Here is a 22852-nt window from a genome sequence, read left to right on the forward strand (position 1 = left end):
GGTGACGTCCTTTTACAGGTTGAGTGTCAGGCTGACGGTGAAATTGCGCGGCTCGCCGGGGTTGACCCAGTAGTTGCTGTAGGAGCGCTCGTAGTATTTTTCGTCGAAGAGGTTGTTCAGGTTCAGGCCAACCGTGACGTTGTCGCTGGCCTTGTAATGGGCCAGCAGATCGACGGTGTGATAGGCCGGCATTTCAAAATCACCGCCGGCTTCACCAGAGCGATCGCCGACGTAGGTGAACGCCGCGCCGACGTCCGAGCCGCGCAAATGGCCGTCCTGAAACTCGTAGACGCCGAGCAGGCTGCCACTGCGCTTGGCCACGCCAAGGATGCGGCTGCCGGTCGGGATTGCCGCGTCGCCCTTGGTCACTTCAGCGTCGATGTAAGCGAAGGCACCAATCACCCGCACGGCATCGGTCACTTGCCCGGTCACTTGCCAGTCGAAACCGCGACTGCGCGCCTTGCCCATCGCGCGGCTGGTGTCGGTGCCCGGGTCGAGGGCGAGGACGTTTTCCTTGTCGATGTGGAAGAAAGCGAGGGTGCTGCTCAGGCGCTCGTCGAACAGTTCGTTCTTCATGCCGATTTCGTAACCGACACCTTCTTCGGGATCGAAGGATCTGCCGGAGGCGTCGAGACCGTTATTCGGTTTGAACGAGGTCGAGGCGTTGGCGAACAGGCCGGTGTTCGGCGTCAACTGATAGAGCAGGCCGGCGCGTTGGGTGAGGGCGTCGTGAGTCTGCTGGCTTTTGGCATTGCGGGTGTGATCGTCGATGCGTTGATCAAAGTGCTCGAAGCGTGCGCCGATCATCCCGCGCAGTTTGTCGGTGAAGATGATTTGATCCTGCAGGTTCAGTGCGTGGCTCTCGACGTGTTCGAAGAAGTCAGTACCCGAGCGTGGGCCGTTGGGTTTCGGTTGGCCGTAAATCGGCTTGTAGATGTCGATGGCGTAGGGACCGCCAGCGATGGTAGTGACGCGTTCGTTCTTGCGGAAGTTCTCGTATTCGGTGCCGATCAGCAGTTCGTGCTGCCATGGGCCGAGGTCAAACAGACCGCGCAGCTCCAGTTGGGTGATGCTGTCGTGCCAGTTAGTGTCCCGTTCGCGGTAGCGTCGGTTGACGGTGTGACCATCGGCGTTCAGCGCACGACTTTCAGACGCGTCGCCCCACAGTTTGCCTTCCTTGTAGTGGCTGGCCAGACGCAGTTTCCAGCTGTCGTTGAGGTGATGTTCGAAGGTGGCCTGGAGCAGGTTGTTGTGGTTGTCGATGTTGCCGTCGTTCGGTTCACCGAGGAAGGTCGAGCGCGAAACGCCGCTCCATGTGTTGTTCGGCGCGACGATTCCTCGGTCGAACGTGGAGTTGTGCCGGACGATTTCGCTTTCCACCAACAACGAAGTGTCCGGGCTCAGTTGCCAACTGATCGAAGGTGCGACGAATACCCGCTGGCTGTCGACGTGATCACGGAAGCTGTGGTTGTCTTCGACCGCCAGGTTGATCCGCGTGAGCACATCACCCTGCTCGTCGAGCGGCGTGTTGATGTCCAGTGCCGTGCGATAACGATCCCAGCTGCCAGCGCTGGTCTGCAGAGTGGTGAACGCTTCGGGCTGCGGTTTTTTGGTGACGATGTTCACCGTGCCGCCCGGATCGCCTCGGCCATACAGGCTCGCGGCCGGGCCTTTGAGGACTTCGATGCGCTCCACGTTGGCGGCGTCCGGCGTGCTCGGATAGCCGCGATTGGCGCTGAAACCGTCCTTGTAGAACTCCGAGGTGGTGAAGCCGCGCACGCTGTATTCGTACAGCGTCAGGCCGCCAAAATTGTTCTGCTTCGACACGCCGCCGGCGAAATCCAGTGCGCGTTCGACACTGGTGCTGCCCAGATCCTTGAGCACGCTGGCCGGCACCACGCTGATCGCTTGGGGAATGTCGCGGATGGCGGTGTCGGTTTTGGTTGCGCTGGTGGAGCTCGTCGCGCGGTAGCCGCTGACCGGCCCGCTGGGGGATTCGTAATCGGAAGTGACGCTGATGGCGTCGAGTTCGAGGGGTTGCGGATCTTCGGCGAAGACCGGATCGCCCAGCAGGCCCAGAGTCAGGCCAAGCAGTGAAGCCTTTTTTCGAGACGACATGTTATGTTGTTCCAATCGCTAAATTGAAACAATATAACATGCCTATTGAGAGTGTCTTTCATTCGCGCACTTCGGCGCGAATAAAGTTTTACTCTTGTTCTTTCACCGGAGCCGGCGGCGGACGCAGGCCGATTTCTGCGGTCAGCTTGATCTCTTTGCCGTTGCGCATGACCTGAATCGTGACCTTGTCAGTCGGCTTGATCCGCGCCACCTGGTTCATGGACTTGCGGCCATCGCCGGCCGGTTCGCCGTCGATGCTCAGAATCACGTCACCCAGTTGCAGGCCGGCCTTCTGTGCCGGGCCATCGCGGAAGATCCCCGCCACGACAATCCCCGGACGCCCGGACAGGCCAAACGATTCGGCCAGTTCCTGGGTCAGCGGCTGCACTTCAATACCCAGCCAGCCACGAATCACCTGACCGTGCTCGATGATCGACTTCATCACTTCCATCGCCAGTTTCACCGGGATCGCAAAACCGATGCCCTGTGAGCCGCCGGACTTGGAGAAGATCGCCGTGTTGATACCGGTGAGGTTGCCGTTGGCATCGACCAGCGCGCCGCCGGAGTTGCCCGGGTTGATCGCCGCGTCGGTCTGGATGAAGTCTTCGTAGTTGTTCAGGCCCAACTGGTTACGCCCAGTGGCACTGATGATGCCCATGGTCACGGTCTGGCCGACGCCGAACGGGTTGCCGATGGCCAGCGCGACATCGCCGATGCGGATGCTGTCGGAGCGGCCGACGGTGATCGCCGGGAGGTTTTTCAGGTCGATCTTCAGTACCGCGAGGTCGGTTTCCGGGTCGCTGCCAATGACGCGGGCGAGGGTTTCGCGACCGTCCTTGAGCGCCACCACGATCTGATCAGCACCGGTAGTCACGTGGTTGTTGGTCAGAATGTAGCCTTCCGGGCTCATGATCACCCCGGAACCGAGGCTCGATTCCATACGCTTTTGTTTCGGCGAGTTGTCGCCGAAGAAACGCCGGAACTGCGGATCTTCAAACAGCGGGTGCGCCGGTTTGTTGATGACCTTGGTGGTGTACAGGTTCACCACCGATGGCGCAGCGATGCTCACCGCATCGGCATAGGACACTGGCCCTTGCTGCACGCTGGTGGTTTGTGGGGCCTGTTGCAGGTTGACGTCGAGGCTCGGCAGCCCGACCCACTGCGGGTAACGCTGAATAATCAACAGAGCGATAAGCACGCCGGCCAACAGCGGCCAGCCGAAAAAACGCAGCGCCTTGAGCATTAAGCACGTCCTGGAAAAGTTGCAGGCGGGGTCAGACCGCCCATAATGTCGCGCATTATACGAGGCCGCGCGCGCCTCTGAACGGGATTTTCAGGAGTCTTTCATGGCCGTCGCCCTCAGCACCCTAGTCGAAGAAGCCGACCGTTACCTCGGCAGTGCAAAAATCGCCGATTATTGCCCCAACGGCCTGCAGGTCGAAGGCCGTCCGCAAGTGATGCGCATCGTCAGTGGTGTCACTGCCAGTCAGGCGCTGCTCGACGCGGCGGTGGAGGCCGAGGCCGATCTGATACTGGTGCATCACGGCTATTTCTGGAAAGGCGAGAACCCGTGCATCACCGGCATGAAGCAGCGGCGCTTGAAGACTTTGCTCAAGCACGACATCAGTCTGCTCGCCTATCACTTGCCGCTGGATCTGCATCCGGAGGTTGGCAATAACGTGCAACTGGCGCGGCAACTGGACATTACCGTTGAAGGGCCACTGGATCCGGACAACCTCAAAATTGTCGGACTGGTTGGCTCGTTGAATGAGCCGATGACTGCGCGTGACTTCGCCCGCAAGGTTAAAGAGGTCATGGGCCGCGAGCCGCTGCTGGTCGAGGGCAGTGGGATGATTCGTCGGGTCGGCTGGTGCACCGGTGGCGGGCAGGGCTATATCGATCAGGGTGTGGCGGCGGGTGTTGATCTGTTCCTTAGCGGTGAAGCCTCCGAGCAGACCTTCCACAGCGCGCGGGAAAACGACATCAGCTTCATCGCCGCCGGCCACCATGCCACCGAGCGCTACGGTGTGCAGGCACTGGGCGACTATCTGGCGAAGCGCTTCGCTCTCGAACACATCTTCATCGATTGCCCGAACCCGATCTAAGGCTAAACCTCATTTCAGTGTGGGAACGGGCTTGCTCGCGAATGCGGTGGTTCAATCAGCGGCGATGTTGAATGACACACCGCTTTCGCGAGCAAGCCCGCTCCCACAGGAACAGCATTGCTCGGCCGAACTGGCAGGCATATTCATATGCCCTTTCGATCTAGTGGGCGTCCTGATTAGAAGAGGTCGCTGTGCTAGGATTCCCCGCTCGAACACGGCCCGCTGGCCGTTCATAAGAAAGCTTTCGTGAGTAGCCATGGTCGACAAACTGACGCATCTGAAACAGCTGGAGGCGGAAAGCATCCACATCATCCGCGAGGTGGCCGCCGAGTTCGACAACCCGGTGATGCTGTACTCCATCGGTAAAGACTCCGCCGTGATGCTGCACCTGGCACGCAAGGCGTTCTTCCCGGGCAAACTGCCGTTTCCGGTGATGCACGTCGACACTCGCTGGAAATTCCAGGAGATGTACAAGTTCCGCGACAAGATGGTCGAAGAACTGGGCCTGGACCTGATCACCCACATCAACCCCGATGGCGTGGCGCAGAACATCAACCCGTTCACCCACGGCAGCGCCAAGCACACCGACATCATGAAGACCGAGGGCCTCAAGCAGGCGCTCGACAAGCATGGTTTCGACGCCGCGTTCGGCGGCGCCCGTCGCGATGAAGAGAAGTCCCGTGCCAAAGAGCGCGTGTACTCGTTCCGCGACAGCAAGCACCGCTGGGACCCGAAAAACCAACGCCCTGAGCTGTGGAACGCCTACAACGGCAAGGTCAACAAGGGCGAATCCATTCGTGTGTTCCCGTTGTCGAACTGGACCGAGCTGGACATCTGGCAGTACATCTACCTCGAAGGCATCCCGATCGTGCCGCTGTACTTCGCCGCCGAGCGCGAAGTGATCGAGAAGAACGGCACGCTGATCATGATCGACGACGAGCGTATCCTCGAACACCTGTCCGATGAGGACAAGGCACGCATCGTCAAAAAGAAAGTGCGTTTCCGTACCCTTGGTTGCTACCCGTTGACGGGCGCGGTGGAGTCCGAGGCCGAAAGCCTCACGGACATCATTCAGGAAATGCTCCTGACGCGAACTTCCGAGCGCCAGGGCCGGGTCATCGACCACGATGGCGCAGGCTCGATGGAAGACAAGAAACGTCAGGGTTATTTCTAAGGGGTTGTCATGTCGCACGCATCTGATTTGATCAGCGAGGACATCCTCGCCTACCTGGGCCAGCACGAACGTAAAGAGCTGCTGCGCTTTTTGACCTGCGGTAACGTCGATGACGGCAAGAGCACCCTGATCGGGCGCCTGCTGCACGACTCGAAGATGATCTACGAAGATCACCTGGAAGCCATCACCCGCGACTCGAAAAAAGTCGGCACCACCGGTGATGACATCGACCTGGCGTTGCTGGTCGACGGCCTGCAGGCCGAGCGTGAGCAGGGCATCACCATCGATGTCGCCTACCGCTATTTCTCCACCGCCAAACGCAAATTCATCATCGCCGACACCCCTGGCCATGAGCAGTACACCCGCAACATGGCCACCGGTGCGTCCACCTGTGACCTGGCGATCATCCTGGTTGACGCGCGTTACGGTGTGCAGACCCAGACTCGTCGCCACAGCTTCATCGCCTCGTTGCTGGGCATCAAGCACATCGTCGTCGCCATCAACAAGATGGACTTGAAAGACTTCGATGAAGGCGTGTTCGAGTCGATCAAGGCCGACTACCTGAAGTTCGCCGAAGGCTTGAAGATGAAGCCGACCAGCATGCACTTCGTGCCGATGTCTGCTCTCAAGGGCGACAACGTGGTGAACAAGTCCGAGCGCTCGCCTTGGTACAAGGGTCAGTCGCTGATGGAAATTCTCGAGACCGTGGAAGTGGCGGGCGACCGCAACTTCACCGATCTGCGTTTCCCGGTGCAGTACGTCAACCGTCCGAACCTGAACTTCCGCGGTTTCGCCGGCACCCTGGCCAGCGGCATCGTGCACAAGGGCGACGAAGTCGTGGTACTGCCGTCGGGCAAGAGCAGCCGCGTCAAATCCATCGTCACCTTCGAGGGTGAGCTGGAGCAGGCCGGCCCGGGTCAAGCGGTGACGCTGACCATGGAAGACGAGATCGACATCTCCCGTGGCGACCTGTTGGTGCATGCCGACAACGTGCCGCCGGTCACCGACAGCTTCGAAGCGATGCTGGTGTGGATGGCCGAAGAGCCGATGCTGCCGGGCAAGAAATACGACATCAAACGCGCCACCAGTTACGTGCCGGGCTCGATCGCCAGCATCGTCAACAAGGTCGACGTGAACACCCTCGAAGAAGGCCCGGCGAGCGCGTTGCAGCTCAACGAAATCGGCAAGGTGAAGATCGCGCTCGACGCGCCGATCGCCCTCGACGGTTACGACAGCAACCGCACCACCGGCGCGTTCATCGTCATCGATCGTTTGACCAATGGCACCGTCGGCGCCGGCATGATCGTCGCTCAGCCGGTGGCTCATGGGACTGCCTCGCATCACGGCAAACTGGCTCACGTTGCCACTCAGGAACGTGCCCAGCGCTTTGGCCAGCAACCGGCCACCGTGCTGTTCAGCGGTCTGTCGGGCGCGGGTAAAAGCACGCTGGCCTACGCGGTCGAGCGCAAGCTGTTCGACATGGGCCGTGCGGTGTTTGTGCTGGATGGTCAGAATCTGCGTCACGACCTGAACAAAGGTTTGCCGCAGGATCGTGCCGGCCGCACCGAGAACTGGCGGCGTGCTGCGCATGTGGCGCGTCAGTTCAACGAGGCTGGTCTGTTGACCCTGGCTGCGTTTGTTGCGCCGAGCGCGGAAGGTCGCGAGCAGGCCAAGGATCTGATCGGCAAGGAGCGTCTGCTGACGGTTTATGTGCAGGCCTCGCCGGCGGTGTGTGCCGAGCGTGATCCGCAGGGCTTGTATGCTGCGGGTGGCGATAATATTCCGGGTGAGTCGTTCCCGTACGATGTGCCGCTGAATGCTGATCTGGTGATCGACACGCAATCGCTGTCGCTGGAAGAAAGCGTCAAGCAGGTGTTGGATCTGCTGCGTAAGCGTGGCGCGATTTAAGCTTTAGTCGGAAATTAAAGGCCCGCGGATGAGTGATCATCGGCGGGCTTTTTTATTGTGGGGCATTTGGTTTTCGGCGGTGGCGGCCTTTGGGCCGGCCATGCTTTTGGGGTTTTGGGGGTGTATCCGTTGCTGCGGTAACGGCGGCTTAGGGTTTCGCCCTTACGGCGAGTCACCTTTTCCAAACGCCGAAAAGGTAACCCAAAAGGCTTGCTCCTACGTTCGGCCCACTCGCTGGGGCTCGGGGTTCCTTCGCTGCGGGATTGATCCGGGCGCAGCGCCTCCGGTTTGCTTCGCTGCACCTCCTCTCGCTGTGTTTGGCTTCGCCAAACGGTCGCTGCGCTCCCACCCCCGGATCAATCCCTCCACTCAGCCTTCCGACGTCGCCCGTGGATCAAGATCAAGATCAAGAGCGACAGCCGAGCTTGCGCTCATCCTGGAGTGGGGCGGCATGCGCCGCGTGCGGGTTGTACTTATTTTCCCTGTAGGAGCTGCCGCAGGCTGCGATCTTTTGATCTTGATTTTGTGGGAGCTGGCCTGCGAGCGACCAATCTCCAACTGAACACACCCAATCCAACTGTAGGAGTGAGCCTGCTCGCGATAGCGGTATGTCATTCAACATTGGGAGTGGCTGATCCACCGCTATCGCGAGCAGGCTCACTCCTACAGGGGCTTAGCGTTTGTCTGGGAATTCGCGGTGCATCTGTTCCAGCAGCGCATCTTTGTCCTGCCACAGCTGGTTGATCCAGCCCTGGAATTGCAGACGATATTCGCCGTCCTGGTCGTAGTTCTTGCCGATGAAGGCCGGCGGGATTTTCAGTTCTTCAAAGTGCACCACCACGTCGCGCACGTTGCCGCACAGCAGATCCCAGAAACCCGGACGACCGCCGGGATAGTGGATGGTCACGTTGACGATCGACTCCAGTTGCTCCCCCATCGCGTCCAGCACGAAGGCGATGCCACCCGCCTTGGGTTTGAGCAGGTATTTGAACGGCGATTGCTGCTGCGCATGTTTGCCTTCGGTGAAGCGTGTGCCTTCGACGAAGTTGAAAATCCCCACCGGGTTGTTGCGGAATTTCGCGCAGGTCTTGCGCGTGGTTTCCAGGTCTTTGCCTTTCTTCTCTGGATGCTTTTCCAGATAGGCCTTGGAGTAGCGCTTCATGAACGGGAAGCCCAGCGCCCACCAGGCCAGACCGATCACCGGGACCCAGATCAGCTCCTGCTTGAGGAAGAATTTCAGCGGCTGGATCCGGCGGTTGAGGACGTATTGCAGCACCAGAATGTCGACCCAGCTCTGGTGGTTGCTGGTGATCAGGTACGAGTGTTGGTAGTCCAGACCTTGCAGGCCGCTGATGTGCCAGCGGGTGCGGCGCACCAGGTTCATCCAGCCTTTGTTGTTGCTGATCCAGGCTTCGTGGGTGTGGCTCATCAGCCACAGTGAGGCGCGGCGGGCGAGGTCGAAGGGCAGCACTTTGATCAGCGCCACGCAGAACAGGAACGAGCACAGCAGAATCGTATTGAGCGCCAACAGCAGCGCGGCGATCACGCCGCGAATCGGGGCGGGCAGGAAGTCCAGCATTTACACATCCATAGGTCGGTTGGCGGCTTGAATCGCGGTCAGGGCGATGGTGTAGACGATGTCGTCGACCTGCGCGCCGCGCGGCAGGTCGTTTACCGGTTTGCGCAGGCCTTGCAGCATCGGGCCGAGGCTGACGCAATCGGCGCTGCGCTGCACGGCTTTGTGGGTGGTGTTGCCGGTGTTCAGGTCAGGGAATACGAACACCGTGGCGCGACCGGCGACCTGGCTGTTCGGCGCCAGTTGCCGGGCGACGTCTGCGTTGGCGGCGGCGTCGTATTGCAGCGGGCCGTCGATCAGCAGCGAGTGCTGTTGCTCGTGGGCGAGCAGGGTGGCTTCGCGGACTTTCTCGACTTCTTCGCCTGTGGCCGATTCACCGCTGGAGTAACTGATCATCGCCACTCGCGGGGTAATGCCAAATGCCGCTGCGGAATCCGCGCTTTGCAGGGCGATCTCCGCCAGTTCGGCGGCGCTCGGGTGCGGGTTCATCACGCAGTCGCCATAGACCAGCACTTCCTCGGGGAACAGCATGAAGAACACCGACGACACCAGCGTGCAGCCGGGTGCGGTCTTGATCAGCTGCAGGGCCGGGCGGATGGTGTTGGCGGTGGTGTTGATCACGCCCGAGACCAGGCCGTCGACTTCATCCAGTGCGAGCATCATGGTGCCGATCACCACGGTGTCTTCCAACTGCTGTTCAGCCATCGGCGCATTGAGGCTTTTGCTTTTGCGCAGGGCGACCATCGGCTCGATGTAGCGCTCGCGGATCAGGTCCGGATCGAGGATCTCCATTCCCGGCGGCAACTCGATACCTTGCGCGCGGGCCACCGCTTCGACGTCTTCGGGTTTGGCTAGCAGCACGCAGCGGGCGATGCCGCGCTCCTGGCAGATTGCCGCCGCTTGCACGGTGAGCGGCTCGCTGCCTTCGGGCAGGACGATGCGCTTGTTCGCCGACTGCGCCCGTTGAATCAGTTGATAGCGGAACACCGCTGGCGACAGGCGCATTTCCCGTGGTGTGCCACAGCGCTGGTGCAGCCACTTGGCGTCGAGATGACTGGCGACGAAGTCAGTGATGATCTCCGCACGCTCGCGGTCATCGATGGGGATTTCCTTGTTCAGGCCGTTGAGCAGGTTGGCGGTGTCGTAGGAGCCGGTGCTCACCGACAACACCGGCAGGCCAGCCTGCAACGCGCCTCGGCACAAATCCATGATGCGTGGATCGGGCAGGGTGTCGCTGGTCAGCAACAGCCCGGCCAGCGGTACGCCATTGAGTGCCGCGAGGCTGACCGCGAGGATGATGTCGTCGCGATCACCCGGGGTCACCACCAGCACGCCGGGCTTGAGCAGCTCCACGGTGTTGCGCATGGTCCGTGCGCATATGATGATTTTGGTCATGCGCCGGGTTTCGTAATCGCCGGCGTTGAGTACCTGCGCGCCCATCAGGTCGGCGACGTCGCGGGTACGCGGTGCATTGAGTTCGGGTTGAAACGGAATGCAGCCGAGCAGGCGGAAATCACCGCTGCGTAGTAATGGCGAATGCTCTTTGAGGCGCGTGGCGAAGGCGTCCATGCTCTCGTCGGTCTTGACCTTGTTGAGGATCACGCCGAGGACTTTCGGGTCTTTCGGGCCGCCGAACAATTGCGCCTGCAATTCGACGCGGCCGGAGAGTTCGGCGAGCACTTCGTTTTCCGGCGCGGAGACCAGAATTACCTCGGCATCCAGGCTCTTCGCCAAGTGCAAATTGACCCGCGCGGCGTAGCTGGCGCTGCGGGTCGGCACCATGCCTTCGACTACCAGCACGTCTTTGCCGATGGCAGCTTGCTGATACAAGGCGATGATTTCTTCGAGCAACTCATCGAGCTGACCGTCGCCGAGCATCCGCTCGACGTGGGCCAGACCCAGCGGTTGCGGCGGTTTCAGGCCGTGGGTACGCGCCACCAGTTCGGTGGAGCGCTCAGGGCCGGTGTCGCCCGGGTGCGGCTGGGCAATCGGTTTGAAGAAGCCGACTTTCAGCCCGGCCCGCTCCAGGGTACGCACCAGCCCGAGGCTGATGGAGGTCAGACCCACGCCAAAATCGGTGGGCGCGATAAAAAAAGTTTGCATGCGGATTCTCTAAGGGTGCATGGCAATGGTGGCGATCTATACGTGACCGCCTACCGCAATTCAGTCGCCAAGGTTATCGCTAACCGAGCCTTGTGCGCACCAACCGCAGGCAAAGGGTTGGCCTATTTTTTCAATACGTTGCGCCGGGTCAAGGACCCAGGCGCGCGATTGCCATGGCGGCTGATGACGCAGGTGCTGGGTGTGGCCACAGGAAAGCTCGACGACCCAGTGACCGTCGTCGTCCTGATGGAAGCCGGCGATTGTCGAAACCCGTTTGTCCGGGTTGTGTTCGCTTTCGCGCGATTGCTTCGCTAAACTTGGCCTTTCTATATTCTTTTGCAAAAGGTCTCGCCCCATGCTGATCGCCGCCAATAAGGCTGTCTCCATCGACTATACCCTGACCAACGACGCTGGTGAGGTCATCGACAGCTCCGCCGGCGGCGCACCGCTGGTCTACCTGCAAGGCGCAGGCAACATCATCCCGGGCCTGGAAAAAGCTCTGGAAGGCAAAGCTGTTGGTGATGAGCTGGAAGTTTCCGTTGAGCCGGAAGACGCTTACGGCGAATACGCTGCCGAGCTGGTCAGCACCCTGAGCCGCAGCATGTTCGAAGGCGTTGACGAGCTGGAAGTCGGCATGCAGTTCCACGCTTCGGCGCCGGACGGCCAGATGCAGATCGTGACCATCCGTGACCTGGACGGCGACGACGTCACCGTCGACGGCAACCACCCACTGGCCGGTCAGCGCCTGAACTTCAAAGTGAAGGTCGTTGATATCCGTGACGCCAGCCAGGAAGAAGTCGCTCATGGCCACGTCCATGGCGAAGGTGGCCATCACCACTGATTTTCTGCGCTAAGCTTCGAGTACTGGAGAGGCGCCTGCGGGCGCCTTTTTAGTCCGCGGCTGTCCTTGGCGCTCTCGCCAAGTGGCTGTTTCGAGTAGAACACGGGAATCTGGAGTCCGTCATGAGTGCTTTTCACGACCTTAAGTTGACAGCCCTGGATGGTCAGGAGCTACCGCTGGCGCCTTTCAAGGGCCAAGTCGTGCTGGTGGTCAACGTCGCCTCCAAATGCGGCTTGACCCCACAGTACGCGGCACTGGAAAACCTCTATCAGCAATTCAAAGACAAAGGCTTCAGTGTGCTGGGCCTGCCGTGCAACCAGTTTGCTGGCCAGGAACCAGGTACCGAACAGGAAATCCAGGAGTTCTGCAGCCTGAACTATGGCGTGACGTTCCCGTTGTCGAGCAAGCTTGAAGTCAACGGCCATGATCGTCATCAGCTCTACCGCTTGCTGGCGGGCGAGGGCGCGGAGTTTCCCGGGGATATCACCTGGAACTTCGAGAAGTTTCTGCTCGGCAAGGACGGCCGGGTGCTGGCGCGATTCTCGCCGCGCACGGCGCCGGATGATCCAACGATCGTTCACGCGATTGAAAAAGCGCTGGGCTGAAACAGCAAAATCAAGAGATCGCCGCCTGCTGCAGCTCCCGCAGAGGACTGCTGACGCTGCGATCTTTTCGTTTCTAACCCTTGATCACCCAAATCAATAGTGCTGTTCAAGGCTTGTAACTCTCCATATTATCGCCGTCATAAAGCCATTCCCTGTGGAGCCTTCCAATGCCGGTGCAAGCCCTGTTCAAACCGTTCCACCTTGGTGCCCTCGAACTGCCGACCCGTGTGGTCATGGCGCCGATGACCCGCTCTTTTTCCCCGGGTGGCGTACCCAATTCGAAAGTGATCGAGTACTACCGTCGCCGCGCGGCGGCCGGTGTCGGTCTGATCATCACCGAAGGCACCACCGTCGGTCACATTGCCTCCAATGGCTACCCGAACGTGCCGCAGTTCTTCGGTGAAGCGCCACTGGCCGGCTGGAAAAAAGTCGTCGACGCGGTGCATGCCGAGGGCGGGAAGATTGTTCCGCAACTGTGGCATGTCGGCAGCGTACGTCGTATCGGCACCGAGCCGGACGCCAGCGTGCCGGGTTATGGCCCGACGGAAAAACTCAAGGACGGCCAGGTCGTGGTACACGGCATGACCAAACAGGACATTCAGGAAGTGATCGCCGCGTTCGCCCAGGCCGCCAAAGATGCCAAAAGCATTGGCATGGACGGCGTGGAAATCCACGGCGCCCACGGTTACCTGATCGACCAGTTCTTCTGGGAGGGCAGCAACCAGCGCACCGACGAATACGGCGGCAGCCTGGCCAACCGCTCGCGTTTCGCCATCGAGTTGATTCAAGCGGTACGCGCGGCAGTCGGTGAAGGCTTCCCGATCATCTTCCGCTTCTCGCAGTGGAAGCAGCAGGATTACACCGCGCGTCTGGTGCAGACCCCGGAGGCACTGGGCGAATTCCTCAAGCCGCTGTCCGACGCCGGCGTAGACATTTTCCACTGCTCGACACGGCGTTTCTGGGAGCCTGAGTTCGACGGTTCCGAGCTGAACCTCGCCGGCTGGACGCGCAAGCTGACCGGCAAACCGACCATCACCGTAGGCAGCGTCGGTCTGGACGGCGAGTTCCTGCAATTCATGGTCAACACCGACAAGGTCGCGCAACCGGCGAGCCTGGAGAAACTGCTGGAGCGTCTGAACAACGACGAGTTCGATCTGGTCGCAGTGGGCCGCGCGCTGCTGGTGGATCCGGACTGGGCGCTGAAAGTCCGCGAAGGGCGTGAGCAGGACATTCTGCCGTTCAGCCGTGAGGCGTTGATGACGCTGGTTTAAGTAGCACCTTTGATGGCCCCTTCGCGAGCAAGCCCGCTCCCACATTTTGAATGCATTCCAAAATGTGGGAGCGGGCTTGCTCGCGAAGAGGGCATCAGAGTCGACGACTATCTAAGGCAATGTCTGCGCATTCGGCAACACCTGCTCCCGCAGACACGCCCCACGCAAATGCTTTTCAAACTGCTCGATGATCGCCGCCCACCCCTGGCGACTGGCATGCTGGCGCGCATTCAGGCGCACGCAACGCAAGGTTTCATCCTCTTCCAGCAACCATGCCGCCGCGTCGCAGAACGCTTCTTCATCACCGGGCATCGCCAGCACGCCGTTGTAGCCGTGACGGATGTGCTGCGCTGCTGCTGCCTGATCGTATGCCACCACCCCCAGCCCTGAGGCCAATGCTTCGAGCACCACATTGCCAAACGTTTCGGTCAGGCTCGGGAACAGGAAAATATCGCCGGATGCATAGTGCGCCGCCAGCGCTTCGCCGCGTTGTGAACCACAGAAGATCGCTTCAGGCAGATCCTTTTCCAACGCAAGCCGTTGCGGCCCGTCGCCGACCACGATCAGCTTCAGCTTGCGCTGTGGATAAGTGCTGCGGAGTCTGTCGAAGCATCGCTTGAGCAAGCCCAGGTTTTTCTCCGGGGCCAGACGTCCCACGTGAATCACCGCGAGGTCCTGCTCGGACAGACCCCATTGTTCGCGCAAGCCGTTCAGGCGCTTGGCCGGGTGAAAGAGCTGACTGTCCACACCTCGCGACAGCAAGGCGAGGCGTTCGAATTGCCGGCGCTCCAGTTCCAGGCGCTGACTGACGCTCGGCACCAGGGTCATCGCCGAGCGATTGTGAAACCAGCGCAGATAATGGGTCAGCAAGCGCGTCAGCAAACTCAGCCCGTACTGGTTGGTGTACTGCTGGAAATTGGTGTGAAAACCGCTGACCACCGAGATCCCCAGGCGTCGTGCCGCACGCAACGCCGACAAGCCGAGCGGGCCTTCGGTGGCAATGTACAAAACGTCCGGGCGATGACGCTTCCAGCGCCGCAGCAGCTTGTGCATCGACGACTGCCCCCATTGCAGACCGGGATAACCCGGCAACGGCCAGCCCCGGCACAACAGCAAGGCATCGTCCTCGACCCGCTGCGGATCTCCCGCCTGGCGCGGTCGCACCAGTTCCACCTGATGCCCCCGCGCGCGCAAGCCATCGCACAAGCGGCCAAGGGTATTGGCCACCCCGTTGATTTCCGGTGGGAAGGTTTCGCTGATCAGAGTGATATGCAGAGCTGTCGTCATGACCTCAGTGTCGGCTGAGGCCATGTCGTGCTTGTGACGTTCGGATGATGGATTTGTGACCGGCTCAGCCTTGCGTGACGAGATTCTCCGCACCGCGCTCACGCACCCAGAACAATGTCGCCCCGGCTACAGCGGCCGGCATCATCAGAATGTTCACCACCGGAATCAGCAGCGCCAGATAGACGATCCCGCCAAAACTCATGCTCTGCCAGCGCTTCTGCCGCAGCCAGGCGAGCATTTCGTTCCAGCCCAGTTTGTGGTTGTCCGCCGGGTAGTCGATGTACTGGATCGCCATCATCCACACGCCGAACAGCAGCCACAGCGGGGCGGCGACGATGTTCACCACCGGGATGAACGAGAGGATGAACAGGCCGATCGCCCGCGGCAGGAAGTAGCCCAGTTTGCGCATTTCCCGGGCGAGGGTGCGCGGGACCATTGCGATCAGTTCGCCCCAGCTGAAGGCTGGAAAGTCGTCGGTGCCGCGAACCACCACTTCGACTTTTTCCGCGAGGAAGCCGTTGAACGGCGCAGCGATCACGTTGGCGAGCATCGTGAAGGTGAAGAACACCATCAGCGCCACCAGCACCACGAACAGCGGCCAGAGGATGTAGCTGAGAAAACTCAACCAGTCGGGCAGCGACGGCATCAGGCTGTCGACCCACAGGCTGAACTGATGGCCGGCCAGATAGATCAATCCGACGAACAGTACCAGGTTGATCGCCAGCGGCAGTAACACGAACAGACGCAGGCCGGGGCTGAGAACCAGTTTGAGGCCTTCGCGCAGGTATTGCGGGCCGGACAGAACAGGGGCGGGCATAAGGTGCTCCGAGCAAGGGAAAACGCGCCGACCTTACCGGCTTTGCATCACGTGCGAAAGCGCGGTAGAGCGATCGACATTCACTGTAACAAAGACGTCGATCTGGTCGGAGTCTGCGTATAGAGACCACCTATGAGCTGGATTGTTAATCCGTATTTCCTTAATCTTGCCCCCCTCGATACGCTGCACCCAACTTTTTACAGGACTGTCGAGCTCATGCCTTCCCCAAGGTTATCCACAGTCCTTTTTTATTCCCGCCGGCAGTCCGGCGTTCCGCGCCAGTGTTTCGGCCCGGTCAACAGGAGCAGGTCATGTCTGAAGTCCGTCATTCGCGAGTGATTATTCTCGGTTCCGGCCCTGCCGGTTACAGCGCTGCGGTCTACGCCGCCCGTGCCAACCTCAAGCCACTGCTGATTACCGGCATGCAGGCCGGCGGTCAACTGACCACCACCACCGAAGTCGACAACTGGCCGGGCGACGTGCACGGTCTGACCGGTCCGGCGCTGATGGAGCGGATGCGCGAGCACGCCGAGCGTTTTGAAACCGAGATCGTTTTCGATCACATCAATGCCGTGGACTTCGCCGCCAAGCCGTACACCCTGACCGGTGACAGTGCGACCTATACCTGTGACGCCCTGATCATCGCCACCGGTGCCAGCGCTCGCTACCTGGGCCTGCCGTCGGAAGAAGCGTTCATGGGCAAAGGCGTTTCCGCCTGCGCGACCTGTGACGGTTTCTTCTACCGCAACAAGCCAGTGGCTGTGGTCGGTGGCGGCAACACCGCTGTTGAAGAGGCGCTGTATCTGGCCAACATCGCCAGCACCGTGACCCTGATCCACCGTCGCGAAACCTTCCGCGCCGAGAAGATCCTGATCGACAAGCTCAACGCCCGCGTGGCCGAAGGCAAGATCATCCTCAAGTTAAACGCCAACCTCGACGAAGTGCTGGGCGACAACATGGGCGTGACCGGTGCGCGCCTGAAGAACAACGATGGCAGCTTCGACGAAATCAAGGTCGACGGCGTATTCATCGCGATCGGCCACACTCCGAACACTTCGCTGTTCGAAGGCCAACTGACCCTGAAGGACGGTTACCTGGTTGTGCAGGGTGGCCGTGATGGCAACGCCACTGCAACCAGCGTCGAAGGTATCTTCGCTGCAGGCGACGTAGCTGATCACGTTTACCGTCAGGCCATTACCTCGGCCGGCGCCGGCTGCATGGCGGCACTGGACACCGAGCGTTATCTGGACGGTCTGCAGAACGTTTCGTTCTAAATCGCAGACACAAAAAAACCGGCCCTCTGGCCGGTTTTTTTATGCCTGCATTTTCCGCTGCATCGCCTCACCCCTGTGGGAACGGGCTTGCTCGCGAAAGCAGTGTGTCAGACAAAGAAAAGTCGCCTGACCTGACGCCTTCGCGAGCAAGCCCGCTCCCACAGGGGATGGCGTTGTCTATGGGAATCAGCGGCGGGTCAGCGGCTGTGCTTCGAACTTCACACCCGCCAGACCGTGCTTGATCAGCGCGCGGATATTGCCGTGGTCGCTGCCTTCAGGTGTAGCCACGACCGAGCGGTAATGCTCGCCGAATGCCAGCAGCGCTTCTTCATCGCTCAAGCCTTCCAGCAGTGCCAGACCCAGGGTCTTGCACGAACCTTCGTTCTGCCCGGCAGCGTTCTCCACGCCTCCGTTGTTGAACGCTTGCGGCTGGTAGTCATAACCGGCGGCGATGAAGGCCAGGGTGTCGGCAAAAACGTGTTCGCCGCTCTTGAGGCTGGCGCGCAGGGTGTTCAGATCACTCATTGGGTTTTCCTTTGGCGAACGCCGCCTGTTGTTCGGCGCTGGCTTCTTGCTGGTATTGGTCTTTCCATTCGGCATAAGGCATGCCGTAAACCACTTCACGGGCATCGTCGAGGCTGACCTCGATCTGCTTCTCGTCGGCGGCGGCCTTGTACCACTTGGACAGGCAGTTGCGGCAGAACCCGGCGAGGTTCATCAGGTCGATGTTCTGCACGTCCTTGCGGCTGTCCAGGTGGGCGACCAGTCGGCGGAAGGCGGCGGCTTCGAGTTCGAGGCGTTGTTGCTCGGTCATGGGAGTCTCTGCGAGACAGCTTCAAGCGACGAGCTTCAAGCTGCAAGATGGGTGGCGTTGATACGAAGTTTACAGCTTGCCGCTTGAAGCTTGAAGCTAGCGGCTCGCTGCAAGCGTGATTGACACCGACTCGGCAAATCGCAGTGCATGCGGCTTGTCGACTTCGACTTCGGCGTACAGCACGGCGGTATTGCTCATCACCAGATCCAGCAGTTCCTGGGTCAGGCGTTCGAGCAGCGCAAAACGGTTGCCCTCGACATGGGCGATGATCGCCTTGGTGATGGTGCGGTAGTTCAGCGCGTGATCGATGTCGTTGTCGCGCACCGCTTCCTGCGCGGCGTACTGGATGGTCAGGTTGATCAGCACATCCTGCTTGTTGAGGATCTCGTCCTCGTTGATCCCGATAAAGGTGCGCAGGCGCAGATCCTTGACCCGGATGCGCGCCATTCCCGGTTGAAGTTGTGACATTTACTTGCTCCGTCCAATCAATTGCAGGAACTCCTGACGGGTGTTGCTCGAGTCGCGAAAGGCGCCGAGCATGACCGAGGTGTTCATGGTCGAATTCTGTTTCTCGACACCGCGCATCATCATGCACATGTGCCGGGCCTCGATGACCACCGCGACGCCGGCGGCATCGGTGACCTGTTGCACCGCATCGGCAATCTGCCGGGTGAGGTTCTCCTGAATCTGCAGGCGCCGGGCGAACATGTCCACCAGCCGCGCGATCTTCGACAGCCCCAGCACCTTGCCTGTCGGAATATAAGCCACATGGGCCTTGCCGATGAAGGGCAGCAGGTGATGTTCGCACAACGAGTACAGCTCGATGTCGGCGACGATGATCATCTCGTCGCTGTCGGAGGCAAACAGCGCGCCATTGACGATCTGATCCACACTCTGCTCGTAGCCGTGACACAGGTATTGCATGGCCTTGGCCGCGCGCACCGGGGTGTCGAGCAAGCCTTCGCGGTCGGGGTCTTCGCCGAGGCCGATGAGGATCTCGCGGTAATTCTCGGGCAGGGAACGGCTCATGGGTGATCCTCGCGCAGCAACTTATTTGACGTGCCGTCCGCCGTTGACGGTCAGGGTCGTGCCGGTGACATAGGGGTTGTCGAGCAGATAGCGCAGGCTCTGGTAGATCACTTCGCTGCCGGGCTCGATGCCCAGCGCGGATTTGGCCAGCGCCTTGGCACGGTACGCCGCGTCGTCGTCGGGATTGAACAATAGCAGGGCCGGCGCGATGCCGTTGACCTTGATTGCCGGCGCATAGCGCGCGGCGAAGGACAGGGTCAGGCTGTCGAGCCCGGCCTTGCTGGCGCAATAACCGATGTGCTTGCTGCTGCCCTTGCGCGTGACGTCGTCGCTGATGTGGATGATGTCGGCCGGGGTCGAGCGCTTGAGCAGGTCGGCGCAGTGCAGGTTGATCAGGTACGGCGCGAGCATGTGCACGTTGAGCATGCGCGAGAAGGCCTCGGCTTCACTGCCCGGGGTTTCCTCCAGCCATTCGGAGGCGTTGTGGACGATGGCGCGCAGGCTGTCGGTGTGGCTTTTCAGTTCATCGATGAAGGCAAGGATGGCGGCTTCGCTGGAGAAGTCCGCGAAAATCCCGATTGCGCCCAGATCCCGCAGGGTTTGCACGCCGGGACGTTCGCTGCGGTAAGTGAAGATGACCCGATGGCCGTCTTCAAGCAAACGCTGCGCGCAGTGCAGACCGACACGCTGGCCGGCACCGGTGATTAGGATCGGGGCGGAGGATATGGACATGAACGGCTCGCGTCGCGGTTGGAGCAAAAACTATAACAGCGACGCGGGTTGCCCACCTATCGCAAGACCGGTGTTGTGCTTTTGTGGGAGCCGGGCTTGCTCGCGAAAGCGCTGTGACAGGCGCGGATGCATCAACTGACACGACGCTTTCGCGAGCAAGCCCGCTCACACATGGGCTCTCAACGGTTTTGAGACACCGGTTCAACAGGCAGTCGAGGTGCTGGAACATTGTTCAGCCAACCCGCCAGCAACCGCGTCGACAATGGAATAAAGAAATACACCATCAACGGCGTCAGGCACGCCGTGCTGATCAATACCCGCGGCAGCAGGCTCATCTCGCCGAGCAGCGGCCCGAGGACAAAGTTGAACAGCAGCGACACCGGGAAGAATGCCAGCCAGATCGCCACGGCTTGTTTCCAGCGTGGTGGCCGTTGACCGGCAGCGCCGAACCAGCCCTCGATGCCGCTGACCCGATGCTCCTTGGGATGCTCGAACAGATCGCTGCCCCGCGCCAGCCACGCGGTACGCGAAACCGAGTGCTCCCAGGCGTGCAGGGTCTGCTCGTCGACGAAGCGGAAAATGATCTGGAATTCGTTGTCACCGGGTGGCGGAGCGAGCACGCCGGAACCCAGGTAACCGGGAAAGTCAGTGGCCAGTTGTTCGCCTTCGCGCAGCCAGGCAATCAGGTCCTGATAGCGGCCATCGGCGACGCGACGCGCCACCATTAGCGTGACGGGGGAAGTAGACATTGTGTATCTCCATATTTCGAGTGCGGCGCTCCGGGTAGGAGGTTTCGCATTGCGCAAGCCGGGGTAGGGGCCTGCGCTTTTCAACAAGCAAGGATTATTCCCGATTTTGATGACAGTTTCAGAGACTTTCGTCTCTGTTTATTGGGTTGAACCGACAGAGGGCATCGGATGTAGAATGGGATCCAAATTCAACGAGCGGACAAACCTGCACCATGGCTGTTATCAAGGACGCTAACCCTGCCTCGCAGGCCTCTGTCGCGCTTGAGCGCGAAGAGTTGTTCCCTATTCGGGAGGTGTCGCGGCTGACCGGCGTCAACCCGGTAACGCTGCGTGCATGGGAGCGCCGCTACGGTTTGATCCAGCCGACGCGCACCGAAAGCGGGCACCGGTTGTATTCGATGACCGAAATCGAGCGTGTACGCAGCATCGTCGACTGGATCGATCGCGGCGTGGCCGTGAGCAAGGTCGGCAAGATTCTCGCCAAGACCGAGCCGCTGAAAGTGCTGGCGCATATCATTCCTGATGATCTGGTGCAGGCTGATTACGGGCAGTGGCAGCAACAGGTGCAGGCCGCGATCAGCGCGTTCGATGACCGCGCGCTGGATCAGGTCTACAACCAGATTTTCTCTTCATACGCGCTGCCGGTGGTGTTCCAGGACATCCTCATGCCGTTGTGGCTGCAGATGCTGCAACGCCAGGATGCTTTCGGGCAGACCAGCGAGTGGCTGTTTTTCGACGGGTTCCTGCGGGCGCGGGTGTTGCAGCGGATCGTCGCGCTGCGCGGCACCCAGCCGCGCAAAGTGATTGTCAGCGCGCTGGCCGGTCAGTGTCGTGAACTCGAGCTACTGGTCGCCGCGTTGTTTCTCAGCGGCAATGATGCGGGCGTGCGGGTGCTGACCACCGGTCAGCCATTCGATGAATTGGCGCTGGTGTGCGAGCGGATCAAGCCGCAGGCGCTGGTGCTGTTTTCCAATCACGCCCCCACCGCGGATTTGCCGCGCCGTCTGAATCGACTGGCCTTGAGTCTCGACTGTCAGGTGATGCTCGCCGGCGACGCTGCCGATCTGGCACAGGACAGTCTGGCCGGATCGTCGATCGGTTGTCTGGGCAATGAAGGGGCGACGATGCGTCAGCGCATGACGCAATTTCTCGCGGGTACGCTGGATACCTGAATATCAGGTGTGCAGGGCGGGGTGGGTCAGACGGTGTTGTTGCAGGATGAACTGGCGCAGGCGTTCGGTTTCATCGGCATCGGTCTGGCTCAGCTCGTAGGCGTAAAAACCGTGCTCGGTTTCGCGCTCGAAATTGCCGCGCAGGGAGATCCGCTCATAACCTGAAGGGCTGAACCACAGGGCGAAATGCTTGGGCGGTTTGGTCTTGTTGCGCATTTCCAGCAGCACGCCTTTGTGCGACACCTCGTGCACCCACATCATGCCTGGCTGCCCTTTGGCGTTTTCCAGCGCGACCGGCTCTTCGAGGGTCAGGCGCCATGGGCGAATCATCGGACCGTCTTCGTAAATGCTCGGCACGCCCAGACGCAGGTGCAACGCGTGGAATTCGTCTTCCACCAGATGCAGCGGGAAGGTCATTTGCTGATTTTCGAAGTTGGCCTGGATGGTCACTTGCTCGTGAGCTGCCAGGCGCGTGAGCAGGTCACGGATCTGCGAGCCACCATTGACCAGCAGGCTCGACGTCGCATCCCGCACATTGAGCTGCGGGTTGTGCTGCATGGTCTGGATGAAATCCAGCTCATCCTGGGTCAGGAGGGCGTCGCGTTGCATGGCCTGGCTCGAAAGATATAGTTACAAAGTCATTGGTGATTGTAGTTAATGACACTTAGTTCGCAGATTTGTTTGCGCCGTTCGTCGCTTTCAATGCTTCCAGCTCCGCTTGCAGTGCTGCAACCTCGGCCTCAAGCTGAATTACGCGTTGCTGCGCCTTGACCTGAATCGTGACGTCTTTCTGCACGCCAACGAAATAGGTCTGGCCGTCATCGGCGTTTTTTACCGTCGATAGCGACAATTCATTCCAGAAAGGCGTGCCGTCCTTGCGATAGTTGCGCAATGTTTCGCGACACGCGCCACCGTTGCGCAGCACTTCGCGAATCCTTTCCAGGCTTGCCTGATCACGGTCACCGGATTGCAGAAAGCGGCAGTCCTGATAAAGAATTTCTTCGCTGCTGTAACCGGTCAGACGTTCGAAGGCCGGGTTCACATAGATCAGGATGTTGTCCTGCTCGCCTTCCTTCTCAGCGACGACGATTCCGTCGTTCGACGCGTTGATCACCATTTGCAGCAGACTGGCATTGATCATCTGTGAATCCTTTCAGCATTGTCGATGGCTCGCATTCTAGAAGATCAGCCGGCGCTGTCTATAGGCCATCAGTGCCCATTGAGAGCTGGTCGCAACTTCTCTGTCGGGACTGCTACTATCGCCGCTCTTTTTTTCA

General features: G+C 60.2%; 23 protein-coding genes. 8 read left to right on the forward strand and 15 right to left on the reverse strand.

The genetic code is table 11. The features are described from left to right. Nucleotides 1-12: 12 nt before the first annotated feature. Both ACS4NR_RS26285 and algW read right to left on the reverse strand, forming a co-directional pair. Nucleotides 13-2118 (reverse strand): TonB-dependent siderophore receptor, encoded by a 2106-nt coding sequence (locus ACS4NR_RS26285; RefSeq protein WP_456018705.1) that lies wholly within the window; start codon nt 2116-2118, stop codon nt 13-15. 88 nt (nt 2119-2206) lie between these two features. Then, nucleotides 2207-3361, reverse strand: a complete 1155-nt coding sequence (gene algW, locus ACS4NR_RS26290; protein WP_095139505.1) for a Do family serine endopeptidase AlgW — start codon at nt 3359-3361, stop codon at nt 2207-2209. A 103-nt stretch (nt 3362-3464) separates the two neighbouring features. Between algW and ACS4NR_RS26295 the strand changes: the two genes are divergently transcribed. The 3 genes from ACS4NR_RS26295 (at nt 3465) to cysN (ending at nt 7305) form a co-directional block, all read left to right on the forward strand. Beyond that, complete coding sequence (locus tag ACS4NR_RS26295) at nt 3465-4223, forward strand: Nif3-like dinuclear metal center hexameric protein (protein ID WP_456018706.1); 759 nt, start codon at nt 3465-3467, stop codon at nt 4221-4223. A 256-nt stretch (nt 4224-4479) separates the two neighbouring features. Beyond that, nucleotides 4480-5397, forward strand: a complete 918-nt coding sequence (gene cysD, locus ACS4NR_RS26300) for a sulfate adenylyltransferase subunit CysD (protein ID WP_456018707.1) — start codon at nt 4480-4482, stop codon at nt 5395-5397. A 9-nt stretch (nt 5398-5406) separates the two neighbouring features. Next, entirely contained in the window at nt 5407-7305 is a 1899-nt protein-coding gene (gene cysN / locus ACS4NR_RS26305; protein WP_095139507.1) for a sulfate adenylyltransferase subunit CysN, read from the forward strand. A gap of 673 nt (nt 7306-7978) precedes the next feature. On the opposite strand, the gene ACS4NR_RS26310 is transcribed toward cysN, so the two are convergent. The 3 genes from ACS4NR_RS26310 to ACS4NR_RS26320 are packed head-to-tail and all read right to left on the reverse strand — an operon-like array spanning nt 7979 to nt 11371. Beyond that, a complete protein-coding gene (locus ACS4NR_RS26310; protein WP_047597834.1) occupies nt 7979-8884 on the reverse strand; it encodes an acyltransferase in 906 nt (301 codons plus the stop codon). Continuing rightward, complete coding sequence (gene pta / locus ACS4NR_RS26315) at nt 8885-10984, reverse strand: phosphate acetyltransferase (RefSeq protein WP_456018708.1); 2100 nt, start codon at nt 10982-10984, stop codon at nt 8885-8887. A 60-nt stretch (nt 10985-11044) separates the two neighbouring features. Beyond that, nucleotides 11045-11371, reverse strand: coding sequence for a DUF3565 domain-containing protein (locus ACS4NR_RS26320; protein WP_456018709.1), 327 nt, complete (start codon nt 11369-11371; stop codon nt 11045-11047). Here ACS4NR_RS26320 and ACS4NR_RS26325 point away from each other — a divergent pair. The 3 genes from ACS4NR_RS26325 to ACS4NR_RS26335 all read left to right on the forward strand — a co-directional run bounded on the left by ACS4NR_RS26325 (nt 11340) and on the right by ACS4NR_RS26335 (nt 13701). Then, nucleotides 11340-11825 (forward strand): FKBP-type peptidyl-prolyl cis-trans isomerase, encoded by a 486-nt coding sequence (locus ACS4NR_RS26325; RefSeq protein WP_064586001.1) that lies wholly within the window; start codon nt 11340-11342, stop codon nt 11823-11825. The two genes, ACS4NR_RS26320 and ACS4NR_RS26325, sit on opposite strands and share 32 nt — an antisense overlap. A gap of 122 nt (nt 11826-11947) precedes the next feature. Continuing rightward, entirely contained in the window at nt 11948-12430 is a 483-nt protein-coding gene (locus tag ACS4NR_RS26330) for a glutathione peroxidase (RefSeq protein WP_095139510.1), read from the forward strand. Between the two features lie 167 nt (nt 12431-12597). Beyond that, nucleotides 12598-13701, forward strand: coding sequence for an NADH:flavin oxidoreductase (locus ACS4NR_RS26335; RefSeq protein ID WP_456018710.1), 1104 nt, complete (start codon nt 12598-12600; stop codon nt 13699-13701). A 111-nt stretch (nt 13702-13812) separates the two neighbouring features. Here the strand turns inward: ACS4NR_RS26335 and ACS4NR_RS26340 are convergent, their stop codons facing one another. Both ACS4NR_RS26340 and cysZ read right to left on the reverse strand, forming a co-directional pair. Further along, nucleotides 13813-15012: a glycosyltransferase family 4 protein gene (locus ACS4NR_RS26340; protein WP_456018711.1), complete on the reverse strand. Its 1200-nt coding sequence runs from the start codon at nt 15010-15012 to the stop codon at nt 13813-13815. Nucleotides 15013-15052: 40 nt separating this feature from the next. Beyond that, complete coding sequence (cysZ, locus tag ACS4NR_RS26345) at nt 15053-15805, reverse strand: sulfate transporter CysZ (RefSeq protein WP_456018712.1); 753 nt, start codon at nt 15803-15805, stop codon at nt 15053-15055. Nucleotides 15806-16116: 311 nt separating this feature from the next. Between cysZ and trxB the strand changes: the two genes are divergently transcribed. Further along, on the forward strand, nt 16117-17079 hold the full coding sequence (gene trxB / locus ACS4NR_RS26350; RefSeq protein ID WP_095139527.1) for a thioredoxin-disulfide reductase: 963 nt from the start codon (nt 16117-16119) through the stop codon (nt 17077-17079). Between the two features lie 186 nt (nt 17080-17265). On the opposite strand, the gene ACS4NR_RS26355 is transcribed toward trxB, so the two are convergent. The 6 genes from ACS4NR_RS26355 to ACS4NR_RS26380 form a co-directional block, all read right to left on the reverse strand. Continuing rightward, complete coding sequence (locus ACS4NR_RS26355; RefSeq protein WP_248738293.1) at nt 17266-17604, reverse strand: HopJ type III effector protein; 339 nt, start codon at nt 17602-17604, stop codon at nt 17266-17268. Continuing rightward, complete coding sequence (locus ACS4NR_RS26360; protein WP_456018713.1) at nt 17597-17893, reverse strand: DUF1244 domain-containing protein; 297 nt, start codon at nt 17891-17893, stop codon at nt 17597-17599. Before ACS4NR_RS26360 ends, ACS4NR_RS26355 begins: the two co-directional genes overlap by 8 nt. Before the next feature lie 96 nt (nt 17894-17989). After that, nucleotides 17990-18361 (reverse strand): dihydroneopterin triphosphate 2'-epimerase, encoded by a 372-nt coding sequence (gene folX, locus ACS4NR_RS26365; protein WP_041073935.1) that lies wholly within the window; start codon nt 18359-18361, stop codon nt 17990-17992. Beyond that, complete coding sequence (gene folE, locus ACS4NR_RS26370) at nt 18362-18922, reverse strand: GTP cyclohydrolase I FolE (protein ID WP_095139529.1); 561 nt, start codon at nt 18920-18922, stop codon at nt 18362-18364. Between the two features lie 21 nt (nt 18923-18943). Next, on the reverse strand, nt 18944-19654 hold the full coding sequence (gene folM, locus ACS4NR_RS26375; protein ID WP_456018714.1) for a dihydromonapterin reductase: 711 nt from the start codon (nt 19652-19654) through the stop codon (nt 18944-18946). Between the two features lie 179 nt (nt 19655-19833). Further along, nucleotides 19834-20403, reverse strand: coding sequence for an antibiotic biosynthesis monooxygenase (locus tag ACS4NR_RS26380; protein WP_095139531.1), 570 nt, complete (start codon nt 20401-20403; stop codon nt 19834-19836). A gap of 212 nt (nt 20404-20615) precedes the next feature. Here ACS4NR_RS26380 and ACS4NR_RS26385 point away from each other — a divergent pair, with 212 nt between their 5' ends. Then, nucleotides 20616-21575 carry a MerR family transcriptional regulator gene (locus tag ACS4NR_RS26385; RefSeq protein WP_456018715.1) on the forward strand — a complete coding sequence of 320 codons (960 nt, stop codon included), beginning with the start codon at nt 20616-20618 and terminating at the stop codon, nt 21573-21575. 3 nt (nt 21576-21578) lie between these two features. On the opposite strand, the gene ACS4NR_RS26390 is transcribed toward ACS4NR_RS26385, so the two are convergent. Together ACS4NR_RS26390 and ACS4NR_RS26395 are read right to left on the reverse strand one after the other, a co-directional pair. Next, complete coding sequence (locus ACS4NR_RS26390) at nt 21579-22184, reverse strand: hypothetical protein (protein WP_027610872.1); 606 nt, start codon at nt 22182-22184, stop codon at nt 21579-21581. A 55-nt stretch (nt 22185-22239) separates the two neighbouring features. Next, nucleotides 22240-22716 (reverse strand): PAS domain-containing protein, encoded by a 477-nt coding sequence (locus ACS4NR_RS26395; protein WP_456018716.1) that lies wholly within the window; start codon nt 22714-22716, stop codon nt 22240-22242. Nucleotides 22717-22852: the final 136 nt, after the last annotated feature.

Source organism: Pseudomonas sp. JQ36 (assembly GCF_053851495.1).